The 24,854-nt window shown below is 61.7% G+C and carries 24 protein-coding genes; 6 read left to right on the forward strand and 18 right to left on the reverse strand.

Annotation, left to right across the window (positions count from 1 at the left end):
* The first annotated feature begins 63 nt into the window (after positions 1-63).
* The 3 genes from IFT44_RS09705 to IFT44_RS09715 are packed head-to-tail and all read left to right on the forward strand — an operon-like array spanning position 64 to position 3,231.
* Positions 64-297, forward strand: coding sequence for a PP0621 family protein (locus tag IFT44_RS09705; protein ID WP_122475309.1), 234 nt, complete (start codon positions 64-66; stop codon positions 295-297).
* Positions 287-1,882 carry a sensor histidine kinase gene (locus IFT44_RS09710; protein WP_446730946.1) on the forward strand — a complete coding sequence of 532 codons (1,596 nt, stop codon included), beginning with the start codon at positions 287-289 and terminating at the stop codon, positions 1,880-1,882. The genes IFT44_RS09705 and IFT44_RS09710 overlap by 11 nt, the downstream gene beginning before the upstream one ends.
* A 2-nt stretch (positions 1,883-1,884) precedes the next feature.
* Positions 1,885-3,231 carry a sigma-54-dependent transcriptional regulator gene (locus IFT44_RS09715; RefSeq protein ID WP_192137706.1) on the forward strand — a complete coding sequence of 449 codons (1,347 nt, stop codon included), beginning with the start codon at positions 1,885-1,887 and terminating at the stop codon, positions 3,229-3,231.
* 691 nt (positions 3,232-3,922) lie between these two features.
* On the opposite strand, the gene thiO is transcribed toward IFT44_RS09715, so the two are convergent.
* Genes thiO through IFT44_RS09750 form a run of 7 tightly spaced genes read right to left on the reverse strand, consistent with a single transcriptional unit; the run spans position 3,923 to position 10,725 of the window.
* Positions 3,923-5,023: a glycine oxidase ThiO gene (thiO, locus tag IFT44_RS09720; RefSeq protein ID WP_192175818.1), complete on the reverse strand. Its 1,101-nt coding sequence runs from the start codon at positions 5,021-5,023 to the stop codon at positions 3,923-3,925.
* Between the two features lie 20 nt (positions 5,024-5,043).
* Positions 5,044-5,445 carry a type IV pilin protein gene (locus tag IFT44_RS09725; protein WP_274604400.1) on the reverse strand — a complete coding sequence of 134 codons (402 nt, stop codon included), beginning with the start codon at positions 5,443-5,445 and terminating at the stop codon, positions 5,044-5,046.
* 2 nt (positions 5,446-5,447) lie between these two features.
* The gene (locus IFT44_RS09730) at positions 5,448-8,543 is read right to left on the reverse strand and encodes a pilus assembly protein (protein ID WP_192175819.1); all 3,096 of its coding nucleotides are present in this window, start codon (positions 8,541-8,543) and stop codon (positions 5,448-5,450) included.
* Complete coding sequence (locus IFT44_RS09735) at positions 8,527-8,997, reverse strand: pilus assembly PilX family protein (RefSeq protein WP_244650930.1); 471 nt, start codon at positions 8,995-8,997, stop codon at positions 8,527-8,529. The genes IFT44_RS09730 and IFT44_RS09735 overlap by 17 nt, the downstream gene beginning before the upstream one ends.
* A gap of 56 nt (positions 8,998-9,053) precedes the next feature.
* Positions 9,054-9,782, reverse strand: a complete 729-nt coding sequence (locus IFT44_RS09740; protein ID WP_192048619.1) for a PilW family protein — start codon at positions 9,780-9,782, stop codon at positions 9,054-9,056.
* Positions 9,779-10,258: a type IV pilus modification protein PilV gene (gene pilV, locus IFT44_RS09745; protein WP_192175820.1), complete on the reverse strand. Its 480-nt coding sequence runs from the start codon at positions 10,256-10,258 to the stop codon at positions 9,779-9,781. Before pilV ends, IFT44_RS09740 begins: the two co-directional genes overlap by 4 nt.
* Positions 10,255-10,725, reverse strand: coding sequence for a GspH/FimT family pseudopilin (locus IFT44_RS09750; protein WP_192175821.1), 471 nt, complete (start codon positions 10,723-10,725; stop codon positions 10,255-10,257). Before IFT44_RS09750 ends, pilV begins: the two co-directional genes overlap by 4 nt.
* A gap of 123 nt (positions 10,726-10,848) precedes the next feature.
* Between IFT44_RS09750 and IFT44_RS09755 the strand changes: the two genes are divergently transcribed.
* Positions 10,849-11,373, forward strand: coding sequence for a GspH/FimT family pseudopilin (locus tag IFT44_RS09755; RefSeq protein WP_192175822.1), 525 nt, complete (start codon positions 10,849-10,851; stop codon positions 11,371-11,373).
* Here the strand turns inward: IFT44_RS09755 and ispH are convergent.
* The 6 genes from ispH to murJ form a co-directional block, all read right to left on the reverse strand.
* Positions 11,366-12,313 (reverse strand): 4-hydroxy-3-methylbut-2-enyl diphosphate reductase, encoded by a 948-nt coding sequence (gene ispH, locus IFT44_RS09760; RefSeq protein ID WP_192175823.1) that lies wholly within the window; start codon positions 12,311-12,313, stop codon positions 11,366-11,368. The two genes, IFT44_RS09755 and ispH, sit on opposite strands and share 8 nt — an antisense overlap.
* Before the next feature lie 16 nt (positions 12,314-12,329).
* Positions 12,330-12,767 (reverse strand): FKBP-type peptidyl-prolyl cis-trans isomerase, encoded by a 438-nt coding sequence (fkpB, locus tag IFT44_RS09765; protein ID WP_122475325.1) that lies wholly within the window; start codon positions 12,765-12,767, stop codon positions 12,330-12,332.
* On the reverse strand, positions 12,760-13,281 hold the full coding sequence (gene lspA / locus IFT44_RS09770) for a signal peptidase II (RefSeq protein WP_122475327.1): 522 nt from the start codon (positions 13,279-13,281) through the stop codon (positions 12,760-12,762). Before lspA ends, fkpB begins: the two co-directional genes overlap by 8 nt.
* On the reverse strand, positions 13,274-16,105 hold the full coding sequence (gene ileS, locus IFT44_RS09775) for an isoleucine--tRNA ligase (protein ID WP_122475329.1): 2,832 nt from the start codon (positions 16,103-16,105) through the stop codon (positions 13,274-13,276). Before ileS ends, lspA begins: the two co-directional genes overlap by 8 nt.
* A 15-nt stretch (positions 16,106-16,120) precedes the next feature.
* Positions 16,121-17,056, reverse strand: a complete 936-nt coding sequence (gene ribF, locus IFT44_RS09780; protein ID WP_192175824.1) for a bifunctional riboflavin kinase/FAD synthetase — start codon at positions 17,054-17,056, stop codon at positions 16,121-16,123.
* 130 nt (positions 17,057-17,186) lie between these two features.
* The gene (gene murJ, locus IFT44_RS09785; RefSeq protein WP_192137704.1) at positions 17,187-18,725 is read right to left on the reverse strand and encodes a murein biosynthesis integral membrane protein MurJ; all 1,539 of its coding nucleotides are present in this window, start codon (positions 18,723-18,725) and stop codon (positions 17,187-17,189) included.
* 252 nt (positions 18,726-18,977) lie between these two features.
* Here murJ and rpsT point away from each other — a divergent pair, with 252 nt between their 5' ends.
* Entirely contained in the window at positions 18,978-19,256 is a 279-nt protein-coding gene (gene rpsT / locus IFT44_RS09790; RefSeq protein WP_043192805.1) for a 30S ribosomal protein S20, read from the forward strand.
* Between the two features lie 488 nt (positions 19,257-19,744).
* On the opposite strand, the gene IFT44_RS09795 is transcribed toward rpsT, so the two are convergent.
* The 5 genes from IFT44_RS09795 to rplU form a co-directional block, all read right to left on the reverse strand.
* On the reverse strand, positions 19,745-20,203 hold the full coding sequence (locus tag IFT44_RS09795; RefSeq protein WP_122475332.1) for a CreA family protein: 459 nt from the start codon (positions 20,201-20,203) through the stop codon (positions 19,745-19,747).
* A 19-nt stretch (positions 20,204-20,222) separates the two neighbouring features.
* Positions 20,223-21,341 (reverse strand): glutamate 5-kinase, encoded by a 1,119-nt coding sequence (proB, locus tag IFT44_RS09800; protein WP_122475717.1) that lies wholly within the window; start codon positions 21,339-21,341, stop codon positions 20,223-20,225.
* 193 nt (positions 21,342-21,534) lie between these two features.
* A complete protein-coding gene (gene cgtA / locus IFT44_RS09805; protein ID WP_043192803.1) occupies positions 21,535-22,755 on the reverse strand; it encodes an Obg family GTPase CgtA in 1,221 nt (406 codons plus the stop codon).
* A gap of 185 nt (positions 22,756-22,940) precedes the next feature.
* Complete coding sequence (gene rpmA, locus IFT44_RS09810) at positions 22,941-23,198, reverse strand: 50S ribosomal protein L27 (protein WP_008371588.1); 258 nt, start codon at positions 23,196-23,198, stop codon at positions 22,941-22,943.
* A 34-nt stretch (positions 23,199-23,232) separates the two neighbouring features.
* Positions 23,233-23,547: a 50S ribosomal protein L21 gene (gene rplU / locus IFT44_RS09815; protein WP_003176051.1), complete on the reverse strand. Its 315-nt coding sequence runs from the start codon at positions 23,545-23,547 to the stop codon at positions 23,233-23,235.
* Positions 23,548-23,877: 330 nt separating this feature from the next.
* Between rplU and IFT44_RS09820 the strand changes: the two genes are divergently transcribed.
* Positions 23,878-24,846, forward strand: coding sequence for a polyprenyl synthetase family protein (locus tag IFT44_RS09820; protein ID WP_192175825.1), 969 nt, complete (start codon positions 23,878-23,880; stop codon positions 24,844-24,846).
* Positions 24,847-24,854: the final 8 nt, after the last annotated feature.

Genomic DNA, 24,854 nt, shown 5'->3' on the forward strand with positions numbered 1-24,854 from the left:
GCTTGCTCCGCATCGGGCGCGCTCCTACACTGCGCCATCTCCCCTGGCAAAGCTGACCATCCCATGATTCGCCTGATTTTCTGGATCGCCGTCGTGTTCGCCGCCATTTGGCTGTGGCGCAAATTCAAGAACCCGGCGCGCGCGCCTCGCCAGGATGACAAGCCGGCATCGCTGAGCATGGTTCGATGCGCCCAGTGCGGCGTGCATCTGCCAGAAGACAGCGCGCTGCGCCGCGACAGCCACTGGTATTGCAGCAAGCCGCACCTGGAGCAAGGGCCCGGCAACGGTGCCCGCTGAAGCGCAGTTTCTCGGCGGCGCCCAGGCGCAGCGGATGCTGCGCCTGTACCACCTCTACCGCTTGACCATCGGCCTGTCGCTGGTCCTGCTGATTTCCAGCAACATGGACAACCGCCTGCTGGAAGTGGCCGATGGCGAACTGTTTCGCGCCGGCAGCTGGCTGTACCTGATCCTCAACATCCTGGTCGTGGTGCTGATGGGCAACCCGCGTCGGGTCTTGCCGGTGTTCAGCCTGGCCACTGCCGACGTGATCATGCTCGCGGGCCTGTTCTACGCCGGCGGCGGTACACCCAGCGGTATCGGCAACCTGATGATCGCCTCGGTGGCCATGGGCAATCTGCTGCTGCGCAACCGCCTGGGCCTGTTGATCGCCGCGCTGGCCACCATCGGCATCATCTACCTGACGTTCTACCTGAGCATCTCGCGCCCCACTGCCGCCAACGACTACCTGCAGGCCAGCACTCTGGGTGTGCTCTGCTTCGCCGTGTGGTTCGTGGTTCAAGGCCTCAGTCGCCTGCTGCGCACCAGTGAGAACCTGGCCGAGCAGCGCGCCAGCGACGTCACCAGTCTGGAAGCCCTGAACGCGCTGATTCTGCAGCGCATGCGCACCGGCATCCTGGTGCTGGACACCGAACTGCGGGTGCAACTGGCCAACCAGGGCGCCTTGGGGCTTTTTGGCCGCATGACACTCAATGGTGAGCTGATCGCCGTCCACTCACCCGACCTGATCGAACGGTTGCTGCAGTGGCAGACCAACCCTGCCCTGCGCGTGAAAAGCCTCAAGTTCTCCCCTACCGGGCCGTCGATCCAGGCCAGCTTCATTGCCCTGCGTCGCGGCGGTGAACAGCAGCAGACCCTGGTGTTTCTCGAAGACCTGTCGCAGATCGCGCAGCAGGCCCAGCAACTCAAGCTGGCCGCGCTCGGCCGCCTCACGGCCAGTATCGCCCACGAGATCCGCAACCCGCTGGGCGCCATCAGCCATGCCGGGCAATTGCTGCAGGAATCCGAAGACCTGCCGGTAGCCGACCGGCGTCTGACGCAGATCATTCAGGATCAATGCAAGCGCATGAACCTGATCATCGAGAACGTGCTGCAGCTGTCGCGCCGGCGCCCCAGCGCACCGCACCCGCTGGACCTCAAGGCGTGGCTGGAAAACTTCGTCAGTGACTTTCGCACCACCGCGCGCCCGGGCCAGCAACTGCACATGTATGTCAGCGACGGCACCCTGGAAACCCGCATGGATGCCAACCAGCTGACCCAGGTATTGAACAATCTGGTGGAAAACGGCCTGCGCTACAGCGCCCAGCAACAGGGTCGCGCGCAGGTCTGGTTGAATCTTTTCGTGGAGCCGACCGACGGCCTGCCGATCCTCGAGGTGCTGGACGATGGGCCGGGCTTTGCCGCCGATCAGTTGCAGCACATGTTCGAGCCTTTCTTCACCACCGAAAGCAACGGCACCGGGCTGGGCCTGTATATTTCCCGCGAGCTGTGCGAAAGCAACCAGGCCCACCTAGACTACAGAGCACGTGAAAAAGGGGGCAGCTGCATGCGCATCACCTTCGCCCACCCGCGCAAACAGGGATGACTATGAGCGCCAGGCAAAAAATTCTGATCGTGGATGACGAGCCGGACATCCGCGAACTGTTGGAGATCACCCTCGGCCGCATGAAACTGGAAACCCGCAGCGCACGCGACGTCAACGAGGCCCGCGAATGGCTGGGTCGCGAATCGTTCGACCTGTGCCTGACCGACATGCGCCTGCCCGACGGCACCGGTCTTGAGCTGGTGCAGTTCATCCAGCAGCGCTACCCGCATGTGCCGGTGGCGATGATCACCGCGTTCGGCAGCCTGGACACCGCCATCAATGCGCTCAAGGCCGGTGCCTTCGATTTCCTCACCAAGCCGGTCGACCTGCCGCGCCTGCGCGAGCTGGTCGGCACCGCGCTGCGCATGCCGGCGCCCGCCCCGGTCGGCAAGGAACCGAGCATCGACCAGCGCCTGCTTGGCGACTCGCCACCCATGCTGGGGCTGCGCAAGCAGATCGGCCGGCTGGCACGCAGTCAGGCGCCGGTCTACATCAGCGGTGAGTCGGGCAGCGGCAAGGAGCTGGTCGCCCGGCTGATTCACGAACAGGGCCCGCGGGCGGATCGGCCGTTCATTCCGGTCAACTGCGGGGCCATCCCCGCCGAGCTGATGGAGAGCGAATTCTTCGGCCATCGCAAGGGCAGCTTCACCGGTGCCACCGAAGACAAGCCGGGGCTGTTTCAGGCAGCCAATGGCGGCACGCTGTTTCTCGACGAAGTGGCCGACCTGCCGTTGACCATGCAGGTGAAGCTGCTGCGCGCCATCCAGGAAAAGGCCGTGCGCGCCGTGGGTGGGCAGACCGAAAACGTGGTCGATGTGCGCATTCTCAGCGCGACCCACAAGGACCTCGCAGCCGAGGTGGCGGCGCAGCGTTTTCGCCAGGACCTCTACTACCGACTCAACGTGATCGAGCTTCGCGTGCCCTGCCTGCGCGAGCGCCGTGAAGACATTCCGCTGCTGGCTGCCAGCGTGCTGGCACGCCTGGCGCAGGGCAGTGGCCTGCCGCCCGCGCAGTTGACCCCAGCGGCACTGGAAACCCTCAAGGGCTACCGCTTTCCGGGCAACGTGCGCGAACTGGAAAACATGCTCGAACGGGCCTACACCCTGTGCGAAGACGATCGCATCGAAGCGAGCGACCTGCGCCTGAGCGAAACGGCAGTCAGCGTGGAGTCCGGCGAACCTAGCCTGGCCCAGGTCGACAACCTGGAAGACTACCTGGAAAGCGTCGAGCGCAAGCTCATCCTGCAAGCGCTGGAAGAAACCCGCTGGAACCGCACGGCAGCGGCGCAGCGGTTGAACATGTCGTTCCGCTCGATGCGCTACCGCCTGAAAAAGCTGGGCCTGGATTGATTCCGTGCCACCGCGTCAAACCCGGACGCGGCTCGCGCCGCTGCTACAGGGTTTGTGTGGTGCGCGTGATTGAACGCATCGGTGATGCACGCGGTGTGCCCGAACAGAAGCGTCGGCGGTGCTCGCGGTATGCCCGAATGACCGCGGCCGGGCCGGACGCGGCTTGCGCCGCTGCTACAGGACAACGCGATTCCTGTAGCAGCGGCGCAAGCCGCGTCGGCGGTGTACGCGGTGAGCCTGAATGAACACGGCGGGGCCGGACGCGGCTCGCGCCGCTGCTACAAGACAACGCGATCCCTGTAGCAGCGGCGCAAGCCGCGTCGGCGGTGTATGCGGTGTGCCTGAATGAACGCGGCGAGGCCGGACGCGGCTCGCGCCGCTGCTACAAGACAACGCGATCCCCGTAGCAGCGGCGCAAGCCGCGTCGGCGGTGCATGCGGTGTGCCTGAATGAACACGGCGAGGCCGGACGCGGCTCGCGCCGCTGCTACAAGACAACGCGATCCCCGTAGCGGCGCAAGCCGCGTCGGCGGTGTGCGCGGTGTGCCTGAATGAGCGCGGTGGGGCCGGACGCGGCTCGCGCCGCTGCTACAGGACGACGCGATCCCTGTAGCAGCGGCGCAAGCCGCGTCGGCGGTGTACGCGGTGTGCCTGAATGAACGCGGTGAGGCCGGACGCGGCTTGAGCCGCTGCTACAAGGGGATTCGGTTTTGCGGCGCGTAGGGGGCTGGATCGATCACGGCTTCGCGACCCAGCAGCAGGTCGGCCAGCAGACGACACGAAGCCGGCGCCAGCACCAGCCCGTTGCGGTAATGACCGCAGTTCAACCACAAACCCGGATGCCGCGGCAGCGCACCAATGAACGGTACCCCCTCCGGCGACCCCGGACGCAACCCAGCCCACTGTTGCACCGGCGTGGCCTCGGCCAGGGCCGGCAGCAGATCGACCGCCGAGGCCTGCAAGCTGTTCAGCGCCTCTACCGTTGGCGTCTTGTCGAAGCCCGCATGCTCCAGCGTGCTGCCGATCAATACATGCCCATCGCGGCGGGGAATGGCATAGCGCCCCTTGGCCAGTACCATGCTCGGCAAAAAATCGGCTGCGCATTTGAACAGGATCATCTGCCCCTTAACCGGCTCCACCGGCAAGTCGATGCCCAGGGTCTGCAACAACTCACCGCTCCAGGCACCCGCGGTCAGCACCACCTCGTCGGCCAGCACCTCCCCCTGCGCTGAATGCACGCCGACCACCCGCTGGCCATCGAGCAAAAAACCCTGCACTTCACACTGCTCGCGCACCGTCACGTTGGGCAGCGCCGACAAGGCCGCTTTCAAAGCCTTGATCAAGCGTGGATTGCGCACATTGGCGACATCGGCCATATGGATCGCACGCCCGAACCCGGGCCCCAGCACCGGCACGGCCTCGTAGGTAGCTGAAATATCCACTGCCGCCAGCGGCCGACCATTGGCCCGTGCCCAGGCAAGCGCCTCGGCTTCATCGTCCAGGTCCAGCCAGTACAAACCGGTGGTGTACACCTGCGGGTCGATGCCTGTATCAACGGCCAGGCGCTGCCCCAGGCGCGGATAGAAATCCTGCGACCAATGCGCCAACGCCGTAACCGCCGGGCTGTAGCGCCAGGGATACAGCGGTGAAACGATGCCACCGCCGGCCCAGGAAGACTCCTGGCCGACCGCGCTGCGGTCGATCAGGGTAATGCGACCCACATGGGCAGCAAGATTGTAGGCCGTCAGCAGGCCCATTACGCCGCCGCCGACAACCAACACATGGTCAGACATGAAACGATTCCAAAGAAGGCTCAGCGGCCCCAGCAGGTGGCAGAGGTGTTGCCGGCAGCCATGCCGGTGTTGGTCCGCGCGCCGGTTTGATTGATGACGAAACTGCCGCACTTGTCACCGACCATCATGCTGCCGGGCTTCGGCGCGGCCGTCAGGCTGAACGTTGTGGCGTCCTTTGCCGTCACGATGTTGTACCAGGCATTGCCCGCCACGTCGGGCACGTTGGCGTAGCTGCCGGTCCGTGTGAACCCCCTCTCGAAATTCTGCGCACCTTCGGCCAGCACCTGGCCGATCTCCACCCGGTGCGTGCGCTTCACGTACTCGGTGTAGCTGGGGTAGGCGATGGCGGCAAGGATGCCGACGATGGCGACTACGATCATCAATTCTATCAAGGTAAAACCCTGCTGCTTTTCCATAGGCATGCTCACTGTCGTTGTCGCCACATGATCCGCCGATTCTGTACGGCGCCGGGCTCGATATAGGTGAAAAGGTTACCATTGGAATCCTGCACCGTGATGGTTTGACTGGGTGAGTCGGTGCTGTTGCTATCGCTGCCTACGAAGGCAGAGAAATTGGGTAATCCGCCACTGATGGTATAGCCACTGATCGAGGTCGTACTTCCAAACACTGCAAAGTTGGTGAGCATTTTACCAGTAGCGGCATCCACCTCCATGATTTTGCCCGAACCGGAGCTGGAGCAAGGATCCGTAGTATCCAGAATGGCGGTACTGAAATAGATACGACCCTCGATCAAACGCGCAGCGTAAATCACGCGCTCACCGGCATTGATGCCCTGATAGGTGAGCGGCATGTACCAGCCCATACGAGACGTGTAGTCGACGCTGTTCTGGCTGGTGTAAACAGTTTGCCCCGTGATGTTGGTAATGGTCTGCTGCTGCAACTGCGATTGGGTGTAGTTGGTCGTGGAAGCATCACTGTCCAGGATGGCGTAAAAGGCTTGCGGGCTCTTGGTGGTTTTATCGGCCGACTCGTTGAGCTTTCCGGTACCGAAGAAAATCAACTTGCGGCCGTTGGTGTAGTTGCCTATGACGGGTTGGGCGGTGATCGGTTGTGTGGCTTCGCCAGCGGCTGTGAACAAGGGTGTGGTTGGATCGACACCTTTGGTTGATGTCGTGAAGTTAAACTTCCAGAGCCGTCCCTTGAGGTCGCCGCCATAGGCATACTGAACATAGCCTTGTGCGTCCAGCCGCAACTTGACCGAAGACAAACCGTTATCGGTTTCTCCAGCCTTCACGATGGGTGTTGTGAGTTTGCTGATAAAGGCCCCTGTGTTCAAGTTCACGACATAGAGGGCCGCTCGTCCCGTAGCGCTGCCATATCCGTTACTGATGAAAGCCGCCCAGGTACCGTCCTGCAATCTCCCCACTTCCGGTTTGGCATAGGCGTAGCCCAGATCATTGAAAGTATTGCTGGTGTCGGCGGTATCGGGCGCACGAATCTCCCACAGTGCCTTGATGGTGTTGCCTGCCGAGTCGTCGAACAACTGCAAAGCGTAGAACGCCTTGCCACCGGCGCCGACTCCGCCCAAAGCAACGGTTCTCCATGTCTTGCCCTGTGGCGCGTCAGCTACCGTGATTTGTCCATCGGCCAGAAAGGTATGGGACGTGCCATTGACATAATCGGTGTCGGCCACGTAATGCAGGTTGGGCAGTACACTCGAAGGCATGTACGCATAGACCCGGCGACCGCTGGTGCTGATGACATTGACGAACCCATCGTTGGTATTGACCAGCAAGTTGGGATTCATCGATTTGGCTTTGTTGGTCAAATAGGTTGAATAGCTGTTGTCATCCACTGAGTCTGAGGCCGCATTGGCGGTAGGGGACGCATAGACGAGCGGCGAGTTGATGATATCGCCCAACAGCACCGTGCGCGTTTTCAATCCTGCTTTATTGGTCCCCTTGCTCCACTCTACCAAGTCAGCCCCTGTAATGGTGCGAGGTAAATTGGCATTCAGCGATGCTTTCTGTGCAGTGGAGAAGTTATCGAAGGCCAGCGTGACGGCGGCGTTACTGGCCGTATTCCAGGATTGATAGACCGATGTCGTACCGGGCTTGATCAAATCGTCGGTACTCCAGTTGTACTTGCTGGTGTTGACCGTACCATTGGCGTTGTAGTTGAACGCCTTGATCGTGCCGCGCCAATCAGTTGGGTCGTAGAACGTCTCGTAATACTGCGCGCCTGTCGTCAACGTTGCCGAACTGGAAACCCCCGCCCCACCTGAGCCCGCGACCGAAGAAATGGCATTGAGCGCGGAGCCCAGTGCCGCCGTTAGTCCGGCAGCATCGGTGGCTTGGTAATACTGGCCTTTGCCGTAGTCGGCAGCGTCCGAAAGCATGTCGTTGTTGGCCGTAAAGCCCACGGTGTAGGTAAACATGTTCTGCTGGACGAAATCACTCGAGTCCCAACTTTTGCCAGCCAGGTCGGTACCGCCCGAGCGCATGTCGATGTCATAGGCGAATTTGGCAATATCGTCAAGGTAGAGGGTGTCGCCCTCACCGTCGCCGTTGATGTTGTTGCCGTCGTTCGCACTGATCCCATCCCAGTTGGGCAAGTTGCTACCGCCCAGGGGATCGTCTTTGGGAAAGGTACGGTCATAGGTCGGCAGACCGTCGGTGATCACGACGCCGTAGTTTTTTTGACAGCGGTACTGAATGGGGCTGGTATAGGTTGAAGGCGATGAATTGTAGTATGGCGCCATGCCACGAAAGTAGCGCGTAACCTCATAGTAGGTTTCAGCCAGCGGCGTGTTTGCTACAGCACCCAAACCATTGATGGCATTGACCAAGGCGGTGTAGTTGGCTTTGGTCGTGTCCGAGGTGGCCGAGATGTCCGCGACGGCTCGAGCAATGTTGCCACCCGGCCCAGGGTTGCCGGTAGCAGGCGGATTGAACGTCGCCAGACCGATCCGAAGATTGCGATTGGCGCCTACCAAGTCGACCGCCGTCTTGCGAGCTACGTTGATTCGGTAGTCATTGGGAATGACAACACCATCGGTGTAGTCCCTGTTTGGATTACTGGCCGGAACTTGGTCGTATAGGTAGGAAACATAGTTGGCCGAGTAACGCGTGTTGCCCGAGCCGACGGGATCAGGCAGTTTCATGCAGACAAGACGGTTCGTAGTGAATTTGTAGAACATCCTGTAGCCGATCAGGCCCCTGTTTGTACAGGTGCCTTGGTTGAAACTGCTGTAGAAAACGTTCTCGCTGCTCATGTCCAGCGCGTTTACATATTGGCAGTCGTTGTTTGCATTACAGGTGTAAACAGCTGTCTGGGCGTCCAACTGATTGAACGCAGTCGATCTGATGAGACTGTTCATGCTCCCGGAGTTGTCCACCAGCAGCACCACGTTTGGGGTCACAGCGCCGGCGCTAAGCAAGGGTGAACTCGATGGCGTAAAACCATACGCAGGCATCGCCACATAGCTGCTCACCAATGCACCGAGCAGGCAGCTACGCCACCATGCCAGGCGCTGCATCGATTTATTGCTGCTTGGCATAGAGGGTCTCCAGCACTGTACGGGATGTGCCCTGCAATCCGACGCCCGTGATTCTGTAAAGCGTGAATGAGACGCCGTTTTCCGTCACGGGAATACTCGCAGCAAGAATGGCAGGGTCTTTGGTGATGCCCAGTTTTTGAACCCCGTACAGACCACCACTGGCTGCAGCGGTCCATACCACCCCGGAACTGGCATCATTGCCTGCTGCGGGGAGACCGGTATTGGCCAGGACAGGAGGCGCACACCGGGTCACATCGGCGCAGACCGCCAACGTATAACCCGACGCTGCAACCGCATTTTCACCCAGTCGTAACGCCGCTTCGGCCATTTGAAAGGACTCGTTGCGCAGCTTTACACTGCCAGCCATCTTTTCCTGCAGCGTTGCGTTTTGCATGGACGAGATACCGATCAATGTCAGCAGCAGAAGAAATACCAACGCGATGATCAGCGTCATGCCTCGCTGTGGACCAGGGCGTCGCCTCATCGAAATTGAACCCAACGCAGGCCTCCTCACAATAGACGGTTCCGAATGGAAGCCACGATGCTGAACGACTGCTCCTTCGCCAATGCAGTCGCATTGCCATCGGTGACCTTCAGAGCAATGCGCACGCTGCGAATGAGGGCGAAGTTGGTAGGCGTCGCCACATAGCTGGAAGCAAACTCGTCGGCGTCGTTGGAGGCCATGCCGAAGGTCACATCGAACTGGCTGACATTGTTGATCAAAGGAGAAACGCTATCAGCCTTTGGGCCGACATTGATCGAGTTACTGCTGTAGGAGTAAACCACCCTGCGGATGGGGAAAGTCAGTTGCCCTGCCGTCAATGCAGGCGTCTGTCCGCCGGTGTACGCGGTCGCGCTAAACCTACAATCCGAACGAATCTGCCAAGTGGGCAACGGGCCATTCTCGCCGACATCTGCGTACACTAGCGTCAGGACCACATTGCCATTCGAAGATCTGGTAACGGTAATAGGTGTCGCGAAGGCAGCGGCGAAATCCCCCTCCTTACTGCTGTCCTGCACCGTGGCCAGGCAACCAAACATCCCCACGGAACGGACTTCCTGAATCATCTTGCTCAGTATGAACCGCGCGTCCTCCTGAATAGCGGCTGCCGCGCTTTGCGAGCGGTAGGTGTTCTTCGCCGTCAGGAATATCTGCGTCACGCCCAGTGTGATGACCAGACCCAGGGTCATTGCCACCATCAGCTCGATCAGACCGATACCGGCCATGCTCCGTCTCATTTGATGTCCTTGTCCATTGCCACGCGGCTGACGAGCTTGTACTCCTGAACGGCGGCATCGGTGCCGGCTACGTTGGAAACATTGGACGCGCCCGCTGCACGAGCATCGGACCATCTGATGGTGATCGTCACCAACCGACCATTGACGTCGATGCTGCTGGTTGCGGCATCTGCTCCCCCGAGCGCGGTGACGTTGGCGGCGAAGTCGACCAGATCCTGATTGCGAGTGGAACCACCGGCACTGGTCGGCGCGGCACTCAGGGCGGACAGCGCGTAGTTGGCATTGGGGTTGGCACGGATTCGATCCATCATGTCATAGGCGAGGAAACTGGCCTGGCTGCTCAAGGTGGAGCTATCAGTGAACTTCAAGGCATTGAGCTGGAGGGCCGCCGCGCCAAGCAGTCCGATGCCCAGCACCAATAGCGACACCAGAACCTCGATGAGGCTGGCACCCTTCTGTTTCGCAGGCCCAGTCATGGACAAGCCCCAGTCGGCACTATGCGACCGTTCGCACAGACGCCCAGAGTCCTGCTGAAGCTTCCGCGCGTGTAGACAAACTCAAACTTGCTGGCCGGCATCACCAGTGCGCCCAGACTGCTGTATTCGATAAAAGCCAGGTCGTTGGGAAGTACCACGGCGGAGGTGGCCATGGGGGCGATCACCCTGAGCGTATCGACCACGGCGCCATTGGCAACCGACTGGATATTCAGCTGGCTGGTCCAGGTGTTCGCTGTCTGTGGTCTGACCCGCACATTCATGCCCCTATTGATCGCCTCGAGCCGCGCATAGTTGAGTGCCCGATACAAATCCGTCGACTCAGTGTCCGCTTTGGTGTTGTTCATCAAGGCAACGAACGAGGGAATACCCACGGTTACCAGGATGGCCAACACCGCAATCGTCACCATCAGCTCGACCAGCGTAAACCCCTTGTAACCATGCCGCATTGGACGCCCCCCCCAGGAGCACTGACTATAAACCAGCGCTCGCGCAGTTCGCTGGGCGCACAGGATATACGGTTGTTCTAGAGGGATCAGCGCCTGTTGCACAGAAACCCAGGGAGGGTTGGCATGAACAGCAAGGGAATGACATTGGTAGAGCTGGTGGCGGTGCTGGCAGTGGCGGGGATATTGGCGGCGATCGCGGTGCCCGCCTTCCGCACGATGCTGCAGGAGCAGCGGCGTCAGATGATCGTCAGCGAGCTGGTCGCGACCCTGAAAATGGCCCGAACCGAAGCGGTTGTGAGGCATACCCCTATGGTCGTCCGCGCGTCGGACAAGGGGTGGGGCTGGGGATGGAAGGTAATGCCAGACAGGCGCGGGCTGCCTTCCAGCTCGAGCACTGTCCTGCGCGAGCGCGTGTTGGACGGCGCGATCAGGATCGAAGGAAACCTATGGATACGCAAGGAGGTGCGTTTCAACACGTTCGGCGCTGTTGCCGGAGTAAGCGGCGCCGGCAACCCCGGAACGCTCTACGTGTGCGATCGCAACAACAAGGCGCGTACGCGCCTTATCCTCAGCTGGGCCGGAAGGCTCAGGCTAGACAAAAGCTACGTACGCAATCGCGACGATCAGTGCCGCAAGTCACTCAAGTAATCGTCTTCACCCGCAATTCCTTGGGCATCGAGAACGTGATGTTCTCCGGCCGACCGATCAACTCGTCGGCGCCGGTCGCACCCCAGGCGTGCAGTTGCTCGATGACACCGCGCACCAGCACCTCGGGCGCCGAGGCACCAGCGGTAATGCCGATACGCTGCACGCCGTCGAACCAGCCTTGCTGCATGTCCTGCGCCCCGTCGATCAGGTACGCCGGGGTGGCCATGCGCTCGGCCAGCTCGCGCAGCCGGTTGGAGTTGGAGCTGTTCGGGCTGCCCACTACCAGTACCACGTCGCACTCGTCGGCCAGGATCTTGACGGCGTCCTGGCGGTTTTGCGTGGCGTAGCAGATGTCGTCCTTGCGCGGCCCGCCAATGGCGGGGAAGCGCGCGCGCAACGCGTCGATGACCCGGCTGGTGTCATCCATGGACAAGGTCGTCTGGGTCACGAAGGCAAGGTTTTCAGGGTTGATCACGTTCAGGCTGGCAACGTCTTTCTCGTCTTCGACCAGGTAGATGGCGCCGCCGTTGCTGGCATCGTACTGCCCCATGGTGCCTTCGACTTCCGGATGCCCGGCGTGGCCGATGAGAATGCACTCGCGGCCGTCGCGGCTGTAGCGAGCCACTTCGATGTGCACCTTGGTGACCAGCGGGCAGGTTGCATCGAACACCTTCAGGCCGCGCCCGGCCGCTTCCTGGCGCACGGCCTGGGAAACGCCGTGGGCACTGAAGATGACGATGACGTCGTCAGGCACCTGGTCGAGTTCGTCGACGAAGATAGCGCCGCGATTGCGCAGGTCTTCGACCACGAACTTGTTGTGCACCACTTCGTGGCGGACATAGATCGGTGCGCCGAAGACTTCCAGGGCGCGGTTGACGATCTCGATCGCTCGGTCCACACCCGCGCAGAAGCCACGGGGATTGGCGAGTTTGATTTGCATGCTTGCCTCGGTGCCCTTAAAGGGCGGTGACCGAAAGAATTTCCACCTCGAAGGTCAGGGTCTTGCCTGCCAACGGGTGGTTGAAGTCTACCGTCACTTCGTTGTCGTCGAATGCTTTCACCACGCCCGGAAGCTCGGTGTTGGCCGCGTCGTTGAAGATCACCAGCAACCCTTCGGACAGCTCCATGTTCGCGAACTGCGAGGCCGGCATGACTTGCACGTTCTGCGGATTGGGCTGGCCGAAAGCGTTTTCCGGCAGCACCTTCACGGTCCGTCGGTCGCCGGCCTTGAAGCCGAACAAGGCGGCTTCGAAACCCGGCAACAGGTTGCCATCGCCGACCTTGAAGGTCGCTGGCGACTTGTCGAACGTACTGTCGACGGTGTCGCCGTTTTCCAGGTGCAGGGCGAAGTGCAAGGTCACTTCAGTGTTTTCCCTGATACGCTGCTCAGTCATTCACCGCTTCTCCGGTTTTCTTGCTCTTGAACATATCCAACGCCAGCATGATCGCACCGACGGTGATGGCGCTGTCGGCCAGGTTGAACGCCGGGAACCGCCAGCGATCCTGCCAATGCACCAGAATGAAGTCGACCACATGGCCGAGCACGACACGGTCGAACAGGTTGCCGACCGCGCCACCCAGCACCAGGGCCAGCGCTATCGCCAGCCAGGTGTCGCTGCGCCCCAGGCGCTTGAGCCAGACCACCAGCACCACGCTGACCACCACGGCGATCAGGGTGAACAGCCAGCGCTGCCAGCCGCCACTGTCGGCCAGGAAGCTGAAGGCGGCGCCGGTGTTGTAGGCCAGGGTCCAGCTGAGCAGGTCGGGAATGACCACTATCTGCTCGTACATCTGCAGGGTGCCGTCGAAATAGAACTTGGTGGCCTGGTCCAGCACCATCACCAACACGCTGAGCCACAGCCACTTCAAGTGGCCGTAGCGACCGAAGGACGCCGACGAATCAGGCATAGTGGCGCACCTCGCCGTCACCGCTGATGTTGTCGACGCAGCGCCCACAGATTTCCGGATGCTCGGGGTCCACGCCCACGTCGTCACGGAAGTGCCAGCAACGCGCGCACTTCACGCCACTCGACTTGACCACTTTGAGCTTCAGTCCAGCGACCTCGGTGACCACCGCATCGGCCGGAGCCTGGGCGAATGGTGCCAAGGTGGCACCCGAGGTGATCAGCACGAAGCGCAGCTCGTTGCCAAGCTTGGCCAGGTCGGTGTTCAGCGCGTCTTCGCTGTACAGGGTCACTTCGGCCTGCAGGTTGCCGCCGATGGCCTTGGCGGCGCGCAGGTTTTCCATTTCCTTGTTGACTGCGGTCTTCACCGCCATCACGCGTTCCCAGTAGGCGCGATCCAGCTCGAAGCCCTCGGGCAACTCGCTCAGGCCCTGGTACCAGGTGTTGAGCATCACCGATTCGTTGCGCTCGCCCGGCAGGTACTGCCACAGCTCGTCGGCGGTGAACGCCAGGATCGGCGCGATCCAACGCACCAGCGCCTCGCTGATGTGGTACAGCGCGGTCTGGCAGGAACGCCGGGCAACGCTGTTGGCGCCGGTGGTGTACTGGCGATCCTTGATGATGTCCAGATAGAAGCCGCCCAGCTCCTGCACGCAGAAGTTGTGCACCTTGGAGTAGACGTTCCAGAAGCGGTATTCGCCGTAGTGCTCTTCCAGCTCGCGTTGCAGCAGCAGCGCCCGGTCGACGGCCCAGCGGTCCAGGGCGATCATCTGATCGGCCGGCAGCAGGTCGGTGGCCGGGTTGAAGCCGCTGAGGTTGGAGAGCAGGAAGCGCGCCGTGTTGCGGATGCGACGGTAGGCGTCGGCACTGCGTTGCAGGATGGTGTCCGACACGGCCATTTCGCCCGAATAGTCGGTGGCCGAAACCCACAGCCGCATGATGTCGGCACCCAGGGTGTCGTTGACCTTCTGCGGGGCGATGACGTTGCCCAGCGACTTGGACATCTTGCGGCCGTTTTCGTCCACGGTGAAACCGTGGGTCAGCAGCTCGCGATACGGCGCATGGTTGTCGATGGCGCAGCCGGTCAGCAGCGAAGAGTGGAACCAGCCGCGGTGCTGGTCCGAACCTTCCAGGTACAGGTCGGCACGCGGGCCGCTTTCGTGGCCCATCGGGTGCGAGCCGCGCAGCACGTGCCAGTGGGTGGTGCCCGAGTCGAACCAGACGTCCAGCGTGTCGCTGATCTTGTCGTAGTTGGCGGCGTCATCGCCCAGCAGCTCGGCGGCGTCCATCTTGAACCAGGCTTCGATGCCTTCGACTTCGACGCGCTTGGCCACCTCTTCCATCAGCTCGACGGTGCGTGGGTGCAGCTCACCGGTGGCCTTGTCGAGGAAGAACGGAATCGGCACGCCCCAGTTGCGCTGGCGCGAGATGCACCAGTCGGGACGGTTGGCGATCATCGAGTGCAGGCGTGCCTGGCCCCAGGCCGGGACGAACTTGGTTTCCTCGATGGCTTTCACCGCGCGCTCGCGCAGGGTATCGCCTTCGACGGGTGGCTTGTCCATGCCGACGAACCACTGCGCCGTGGCGCGGTAGATCAGCGGGGTCTTGTGCCGCCAGCAGTGCATGTAGCTGTGACTGACCACTTCGGTGTGCATCAACGCACCGACTTCGGTCAGCTTGTCGACGATGTTCGGGTTGGCCTTGAAGATGAACTGGCCGCCGAAGAACGGCAGCGATTCGACATACACGCCATTGCTCTGCACCGGGCCAATGATGTCGTCGTTGGTCAGGCCGTACTGCTTGCAGATGTTGAAGTCGTCCACGCCATAGGCAGGCGAGCAGTGAACCACACCGGTGCCCGCGCCCAGTTCGACGTAGTCGGCCAGGTACACCGGCGACAGGCGGTCATAGAACGGATGTCGGAAGTTGATCAGCTCGAGCTTGGCACCCACGGTAGTGGCGAGCACCGTACCTTGCAGGCTGTAGCGCGCCAGGCAGCTCTCGACCAGTTCTTCGGCGAGCACCAGCAGGCGATCACCGACGTCGACCAGGGCGTAGGTGAATTCTGGATGGACGTTGAGCGCCTGGTTGGCCGGGATGGTCCACGGGGTGGTGGTCCAGATCACGATGCTGGCCGGCTTCTCCAGGCCGGGCAGGCCGAAGGCGTCGGCCAGGGCCTGCTGGTCGGCGATCGGGAAAGCGACGTCGATGGTCGGCGACTTCTTGTCGGCGTACTCGACCTCGGCCTCGGCCAGGGCCGAGCCGCAATCGAAGCACCAGTTCACCGGCTTGAGGCCCTTGAACACGAAGCCGTTGCGGACCATTTCGGCCAGGGCACGGATCTCGCCGGCCTCGTTGGGGAAGCTCATGGTCTTGTACGGGTTGGCCCAGTCGCCCAGCACGCCCAAACGGATGAACTCGGCCTTCTGCCCTTCGATCTGCTCGCTGGCATAGGCGCGGCACAGTTCGCGGGTCTTGTCGCCGCCCAGGTTCTTGCCGTGGGTGACTTCGACCTTGTGCTCGATCGGCAGGCCATGACAGTCCCAGCCCGGCACGTACGGCGCATCGAAGCCGGCCAGGGTCTTGGAACGGGTGATCATGTCCTTGAGGATCTTGTTGACCGCATGACCGATGTGGATATTGCCGTTGGCATAGGGCGGACCGTCGTGCAGGACGAACTTGGGACGGTCCTTGCCAATCTCGCGAAGCTTCTGGTACAGGCCAATGCTGTCCCAGCGCTGCAGAGTTTGCGGCTCGCGCTGGGGCAGGCCGGCCTTCATTGGGAAGGCGGTGTCCGGAAGGTTTAGCGTGGCTTTGTAGTCGGTCATTTCAGGCTCTTCAATTTAAGCGGTTGGCTTGGCCCAGTGGGCACGCGCGGCGGCGACATCCGCATCGATCGCCGACTTCAGCGCCTCAAGCGAGGCGAAACGCTGCTCATCACGCAGCTTGTGGTGGAACGCCACCGTTAAATGCCGGCCATAGAGGTCACCGGCAAAGTCCAGCAAATGCACTTCCAGGTGGGCACTGCCATCACCTGCAACGGTTGGCCGCACGCCTATGTTGGCGACTCCTGGCCAGGTCTTGCCGTCGATGTCGACACTGACCAGGTATACCCCGGTGAGCGGCGCACGACGGCGCTTGAGTTGCACATTGGCAGTGGGCCAGCCCAGTTGGCGGGCCAGCTTCTGACCATGCAGGACCCTTCCTTCGATGCAGAAGGGCCGGCCGAGCAACTGTCCGGCACGTTTGAAATCGGCCGCAGCCAGAGCCTTGCGGACCTGGGTGCTGCTGACGCGGACACCGTCCATTTCGACGGTCTGCGCCGACTCGACGGTAAAGCCCTGGAGGCTGCCGGCCTGGGTCAGGAAATCGAAGTCCCCTGCCCGGTCGCAGCCGAAGCGGAAGTCGTCACCAACCTCCAGATGTTTCACGCCCAGGCCGTCGATCAGGATGGTGTCGACGAACTCCGACGCACTGAGCTGGCTCAGGCGCTTGTTGAAGGCCAGGCACAGCACCAGATCGACCTGTTCCGCAGCCAGCAGCTGCACTTTGTCGCGCAGCCGGGCCAGACGTGCCGGCGCGGTCTGCGGGCTGAAGTATTCGCGCGGCTGGGGCTCGAAGATGACCACACAACTGGGCACGCCCAACTCGCGGGCACGCTCGCGCAGCCGGGCCAGAATAGCCTGGTGGCCACGATGGACACCGTCGAAATTGCCAATGGTGGCGGCGCAGCCCCGATGCTGGGGCCGCAGATTGTGAAGGCCTCGAACCAGCTGCATAACGCGCTTCTTGCTCATAAAGTGGTCGATTATAACCATACCCACGCGTCGACGACAGGCAACAGCGTGCATGGATGTTCGCTAACGCATAAAACCGCTCGCGGCCAAGGGCAACCAGTGCGCTCGAGGATCACGCCAGCCCGCGGCGAGCGAAGTCCTTGAGGCGGAAGCCCATGGCCAACAACATTCCGAAATACACTAGCACGCCTGTCAACACCAACAGCCCCAGGCGCAGGAAGCGCTCGAGCATCTGCCCGTCGGCCCAGGCCGGCATGTACTGCAGCAGCACCAGCAAGGCAGCGGCCATGGTCAGCACGGCCACGCCCAATTTGCACAGAAAGGCGGTCCAGCCCGGCTGCGGCTGGAACAGGTCCTGCTGACGCAGCTTCCAGTACAGCAACCCGGCGTTCAGGCAGGCGCCCAGGCTGATGGCCAGCGCCAGGCCTGCGTGCTGCAGATGGCTGATGAACATCAGGTTGAAGACCTGTGTCGCCACCAGGGTGAAGATGGCGATCTTCACCGGCGTGCGAATGTTCTGCTGGGCGTAGAAGCCCGGCGCCAGCACCTTGATCAGGATGATCCCCAGCAGGCCGATGGAATAGGCGATCAGCGCGCGCTGGGTCATGGCCGCATCCAGCGCGGTGAACTTGCCATATTGGAACAAGGCCACGGTCAAGGGCTCGGCGAGCAACGCCAGGGCCACCGCGCACGGCAGGACCAGCACGAAACACAGGCGCAGCCCCCAGTCGAGGATGCGCGAGTATTCATGGCGGTCCCTGTTGGCGTAGGTCTTGGCCAGGGTCGGCAGGAGGATCGTGCCCAAGGCTACGCCCAATACCCCCGACGGCAGCTCCATCAGGCGGTCGGCGTAGTACATCCAGGACACCGAGCCGGCCACCAGGAACGAGGCGAAGACGGTATTGATGATCAGCGAAATCTGGCTCACCGATACGCCGAGGATTGCCGGCAGCATCTGCTTCATCACCCGCAGGGCACCGGTATCGCGCAGGCTCAGGCGTGGCAGCACCAGCAGGCCGAGCTTTTTCAGATGCGGCAGTTGATAGAGCAATTGCGCCAACCCACCCGCCAGCACGGCCCAGCCGAGCGCCATGACCGGCGGATCGAAATAGGGCGTGAGGAACAGGGCAAACAGGATCATCGACACGTTCAGCAGCGTGGGCGTGAAAGCTGGAACCGAGAAGCGGTTGTAGGTGTTGAGGATGGCACCGACGAAGGACGACAGCGAAATCAGCAATATATAAGGAAAGGTCACCCGCAACAGATCGCTGGTGAGCGCGAATTTCTCCGGGGTATCGGCAAAACCCGGAGCGGTTGCCCAGATCACCCACGGCGCAGCGAGGATCCCGGCCACCGTCACCAGCGCCAGTGCGAGGGTCAGCAGGCCGGCGACGTAGGCAATGAAGGTACGCGTGGCCTCCTCGCCCTGCTGGCTCTTATACTCGGCGAGAATGGGCACGAACGCTTGGGAGAAGGCGCCTTCGGCGAAGATCCGGCGCAGCAGGTTGGGCAGCTTGAAAGCGATGAAGAAGGCATCGGTGGCCATGCCGGCGCCGAAAATGCGCGCAATGATGGTGTCGCGGACGAAGCCCAACACCCGCGAAACCATGGTGATGGAGCTGACCGCGGCCAGGGATTTAAGTAGGTTCATCGAAAGTTTTTCATGCCCGTTGACGAAGAGCAGGCCCATATCCGGCCCAGGTGTGCGATACTCCGCGCCGCATCAGCAGGCAGAGCCAGAACTTCGCGAGTGTACAGGTCGCGGGCCAGAAGTGAATCACTTCGACACCCGACCAACCACTTAGCGGATCGTCTCACGTACCCTTGACAACCAACTCGTTGATGGGCATGATTCGCGGCCTTATTTGTTTGCTATTTCAAAAGTCTTTCGAGGAGCTCGACGGTGGCCAACTCACCTTCCGCCAAAAAACGTGCAAAACAGGCTGAGAAGCGTCGCAGCCACAACGCCAGCCTGCGTTCCATGGTTCGCACCTACATCAAGAATGTAGTCAAAGCCATCGACGCAAAAGACGCAGAAAAAGCACAAGCTGCTTACGTTCTGGCCGTGCCAGTTATCGACCGTATGGCCGATAAAGGCATCATCCACAAGAACAAGGCTGCTCGCCACAAGGGCCGTCTGAACGGCCACATCAAAGCACTGAACCAGGCTGCTGCTGCCTGATCAGCTGTACGATGTAGAAAAAGCCGACCCCAGGGTCGGCTTTTTTGTGCCTGTGTGAATGTGCCGGTATCGAGGCGCCGTTTTCACGGCCGATGACCGCTCCTACGGTGGGCCATGCATGTCTTCCGTAGGAGCGGTCATCGGCCGCGAAGGGTGCAACGCGGCTTACCTGACACACCGCAGTGCCTTTTTCGCGGCCGATGACCGCTCCTACGGTGGGCTATGCATGTCCTCCGTAGGAGCGGTCCGTGGCCGCGAAGGGTGCGACGCGGCTTACCTGACACACCGCGGCGCCCTTTTCGCGGCCGATGACCGCTCCTACGGTGGGCCATGCATGTCTTCCGTAGGAGCGGTCCGTGGCCGCGAAGGGTGCAACGCGGCTTACCTGACACACCGCGGCGCCCTTTTCGCGGCCGATGACCGCTCCTACGGTGGGCCATGCATGTCTTCCGTAGGAGCGGTCATCGGCCGCGAAGGGTGCAACGCGGTTATTCGGTCCAGGGGCGAATCGGGATGGCGGTCACGGCGTTTTGCGGGCTGCCTTCGATCATGCGGTCGCTGTAGACCAGATACACCAGGGCGTTGCGCTTCTTGTCGTGGAAACGGACCACCTGCATGGTCTTGAACACCAGCGAGGTGCGCTCCTTGAACACCTCCTCGCCCTCCTTCAAGTTGCCCGGCAGCTGGATCGGCCCGACCTGGCGGCAGGCGATGGACGCTTCCGCACGGTCTTCCGCCAGGCCCAGGCCACCCTTCACTCCGCCCGTCTTGGCGCGCGACAGATAACAGGTCACCCCTGGCACCTTGGGATCATCGAACGCCTCGACGACGATGCGATCGTTGGGACCAACAACCTTGAACACCGTGGACACCTGGCCGATTTCCTCGGCACTCGCCAGCATCGGCAGGCACAACATGGCAGCCGCGAGGGCTTTGAGCACTTTCATGGAAACGTTCCTGTAGGGATCAAACGAGGATCAGGTTGTCGCGGTGCACCAGCTCGGGCTCGGCCATATAGCCCAGCAAGCGCTCGATAACGTCCGACGACTGACCAATGATTTTCTGGGCTTCCAGCGCACTGTAGTTGGCCAGGCCACGTGCGATCTCGCGACCATCGGGCGCCACGCACACCACCATTTCACCCCGCCGAAAACTTCCCTGGACCACTTTCACACCTACCGGCAGCAGGCTCTTGTGGCCACCGGTCAAGGCTTGCACGGCCCCTTCGTCGAGCACCAGGGTGCCGCGGGTCTGCAAGTGTCCGGCCAGCCATTGCTTGCGCGCGGCGAGCATTTCACGCTCGGGCGACAGCAGCGTACCCAGGCGCTCGCCGGCCTTGAGCCGATCGAGCACGCGCTCGATACGGCCACCGACGATCACCGTATGCGCCCCGGAGCGAGCCGCCAGGCGTGCGGCGCGCAGCTTGGTCTGCATGCCGCCACGCCCCAGCGCGCCGCCGGTACCGCCGGCAACCGCATCCAGCGATGGGTCGTCGGCACGCGCTTCGAAGATCAATTGTGCATCGGGGTTGGTGCGCGGATCGGCATCGAACATGCCATCGCGATCGGTGAGGATCACCAGCAGGTCCGCCTCCACCAGGTTGGCCACCAGGGCCGCCAGGGTGTCGTTGTCGCCGAAGCGGATTTCGTCGGTGACCACGGTATCGTTTTCATTGATGACCGGCACCACGCCCAGCTCGACCAGGGTCCGCAGGGTACTGCGCGCATTGAGGTAGCGTTTGCGATCGGAGAGATCGTCGTGGGTCAGCAGGATCTGCGCAGTGTGCCGGCCATGCTCGGCAAAGCTAGACTCCCAGGCCTGCACCAACCCCATCTGGCCGATGGCGGCGGCAGCCTGCAGCTCGTGCATGCCACTGGGGCGCTTGACCCATCCAAGACGACTCATGCCGGCCGCTACAGCCCCCGAAGAGACCAGCACCAGCTCGACCCCGGCATTGTGCAAAGCAACCATCTGCTCGACCCAGACACTCATCGCCGCGCGATCCAGACCCTTGCCGTCCGCGGTCAGCAGCGCACTGCCGATCTTCACGACCCAACGCTGCGCACCCGTCACCTTGCTCCGCATCATCTGCCAACCTTTGCCCGGTAGAAAAACAAAAACGCCGCTCATGGTGAGCGGCGCTTAGTTTAACACTGGAGATCACTGTGGGAGCGGTCATCGGCTGCGAAGAAGACACCGTGGAGTGCCAGGCACACCGCGGTGCGCCCTTCGCGGCCGCGGGCCGCTCCTACAGAAGCGGGACCTGCACCCATACGCACTAGTCGCGGACGTAGATGATTTCCGGGCCGTCTTCGGCGTCTTCTTCTTCCCAATCGTCGTCATCGCCGATGTCGTGGACGCTCTTCACGCCGCTACGGCGCAGTGCGCGCTGATCATCCAGGGCCTGCAGCTGCGCGCGAGCCTCGTCTTCGATGCGCTGGTCGAGCTCGGCCAGCTCATCGGCATAGGCCGGGTCACGGGCCAGGCGATCGGCACGGTCTTCAAGGTAGCGCATGATGTCGCGGCTCAGGCGCTCGGTACCTTCCTTGGCGATGGCCGAGATCACGTAGACCGGACCTTCCCACTCCAGGCGGTCGACGATTTCCTTGACCCGCTCTTCGTGCTCTTCTTCCAGAATCTGGTCGCACTTGTTGAGCACCAGCCAGCGCTCGCGCTCGGCCAGCGACGGACTGAACTTGACCAGTTCGTTGACGATCACTTCGGCGGCATCGGCAGCACTGGTTTCATCCAGCGGCGCCATGTCGACCAGGTGCAACAGCACGCGCGTACGCGCCAAGTGCTTGAGGAAGCGGATACCCAGGCCGGCACCGTGCGAAGCGCCCTCGATCAGACCGGGAATGTCGGCTACCACGAAGCTCTTCCAGCGATCGACACTGACCACACCCAAATTCGGCACCAATGTGGTGAACGGGTAGTCCGCCACCTTGGGCTTGGCCGCGGAGACCGAGCGGATGAAGGTGCTCTTGCCAGCATTGGGCAGGCCCAGCAAGCCAACATCGGCCAGCACTTTCATTTCCAGCTTGAGGTCACGCTGCTCACCCGGCTTGCCCGGACTGGTCTGGCGCGGCGCGCGGTTGGTACTGGACTTGAAGCGGGTGTTGCCCAGACCGTGCCAGCCGCCGTGTGCGACGAGCAGGCGCTGACCGGCCTTGACCAGGTCACCGATCACTTCCTGCGTGGAAGCATCGATCACCGTGGTACCTACCGGTACGCGCAGCTCCATGTCTTCACCTTTCTTGCCGGTGCAATCGGTGCTACCACCGTTGGCGCCGCGCTCGGCATCGAAGTGGCGGGTATAGCGATAGTCGACCAAAGTGTTGAGGTTTTCGTCGGCGATCATGTAGATCGAGCCGCCATCGCCACCGTCGCCGCCGTTGGGGCCGCCATTCTCAATGAATTTTTCACGGCGAAAGCTCATGCAGCCGTTGCCACCGTCACCCGCTTTCACGCGGATGGATACTTCATCTACAAACTTCATGAAAAATACGCCTCTCGCCGCAGGGACGAGCTAATGAAACTGAAACGTAAGGCTCTTGCGAAAATGAGCGCGGCAAACCCGTCAATGACTCTCGTACCGACAGCCCATGCAAACCTTTGCAAGAGACTCACTCCAAAAACGAAAAAGCCCCGTCGCAAGACAGGGCTTCTCCAGCGACGTCGCGATTAAGCTGCGACAACGCTCACGTAACGACGACCGAAGGCGCCCTTTACTTCGAACTTGATCACGCCTGCGACTTTCGCGAACAGGGTGTGATCCTTGCCCATGCCAACGCCGTAGCCAGCGTGGAACTGGGTGCCGCGCTGACGGACGATGATGTTGCCTGGGATGATAGCCTGGCCGCCATACATCTTCACGCCAAGGCGTTTGGCTTCTGAGTCGCGACCGTTACGGGTACTACCACCAGCTTTTTTGTGTGCCATGAGTCAATTCTCCTAGTGAGGAATTAGGCTGAAATTAAGCCTGAATACCGGTGATTTTGATCTCGGTGTACCACTGGCGGTGGCCCATGCGCTTCATGTGGTGCTTACGACGACGGAACTTGATGATGCGGACCTTATCGTGACGACCTTGGGAAATCACTTCAGCCACAACGGTAGCGCCGGCAACCACTGGAGCGCCGATGTTCACGTCGTCGCCATTGGCGACCAACAGAACGCGATCAAAGGTAACGGATTCGCCGGTGGCGATTTCCAGTTTCTCGATCTTCAGGTATTCACCTGGGGCGACCTTGTATTGCTTGCCACCGGTAACGATTACTGCGTACGACATGGTATTTCTCCGATAATCCTGCTCACCCAGCTCTTTATAAGTAGAGTGTCGGCTGGCATGGCTGCATGGGTTGGAACGCCCCAAATGCAATTGCGTAAGGCAGGTGCTGCCCAGGAAGTTCAGGGTGCGCGATTGTACGCAAGCGGCGAACCTCTGACAAGAGGCCGCCAGTCGCCTCATCGGCTTGGCGGACCTGGCAGAACGCCTTTCACGGGCCATACCGGGCCGTGCCGGCCCTGCACACGGGCGCGCAGGGCCATGGACGCGCCTTGACACACCCCGACCCGCGTCCTAGCATGCCGCGCAACCCTTCTGGAGCGACTCTCGCTGATGCAACCCCAAGCTTTCTACCGCGCGGTGGCGGACGATTTCAGCGCCGTCGACGGGATCATCAAGCAGCAGCTGACCTCGCGCGTGCCGTTGGTATCGACGATCAGCGACTACATCACCTCCTCTGGGGGCAAGCGCCTGCGGCCGCTGCTGGTGCTCCTCGCCGGCAAAGCATTGGGCCATCAAAGCGACGACCTGCGTCTGCTGGCAGCCACCATCGAGCTGTTACACACCTCGACCCTGCTGCATGACGACGTGGTCGACATGTCCGGCATGCGCCGTGGTCGTTCCACCGCCAATGCCAAGTGGGGCAACGCGCCAAGCGTGCTGGTGGGCGACTTCCTCTATTCGCGCTCGTTCGAAATGATGGTCGAGCTGGGCTCGATGTCGGTGATGAAGATTCTGTCGCACGCCACGCGCATCATTGCCGAGGGCGAAGTGCTGCAGCTGTCCAAGGTGCGGGACGCCAGCACCACCGAAGAAATCTACATGGAAGTGATCCGCGGCAAGACCGCGATGCTCTTCGAGGCGTCGGCACACAGCGCCGCGGCGCTCACCGGTGCCACCCCCGAACAGTGCGAAGCGCTGCGCACGTTCGGTGATCACCTGGGCGTCGCTTTCCAGCTGGTCGACGATCTGCTCGATTATCGCGGCGACGCCGAGACCCTCGGCAAGAACGTGGGCGACGATCTGGCCGAGGGCAAGCCGACATTGCCACTGATCTACACCATGCGTGAAGGCACCGCCGAGCAGGCAGCGCTGGTCCGCCAGGCGATCCAGAAGGGCGGGATCGAGGACCTGGAACGCATCCGCACTGCGGTCGAGGATTGTGGCGCGCTGGATTACACCGCGCAGCTGGCACGCGATTATGTGGCCAAGGCCATTGCTCAGCTGGAGGCGCTGCCTGCCAGCCAATACCGGGATGCCTTGGTCGAGCTGAGTGAATTTGCGGTGGCGCGTACGCACTGATTCGGTGG

Origin of the sequence: Pseudomonas sp. CFBP 13710, assembly GCF_014842235.1 — a bacterium.
Lineage (GTDB): Bacteria > Pseudomonadota > Gammaproteobacteria > Pseudomonadales > Pseudomonadaceae > Aquipseudomonas > Aquipseudomonas baltica.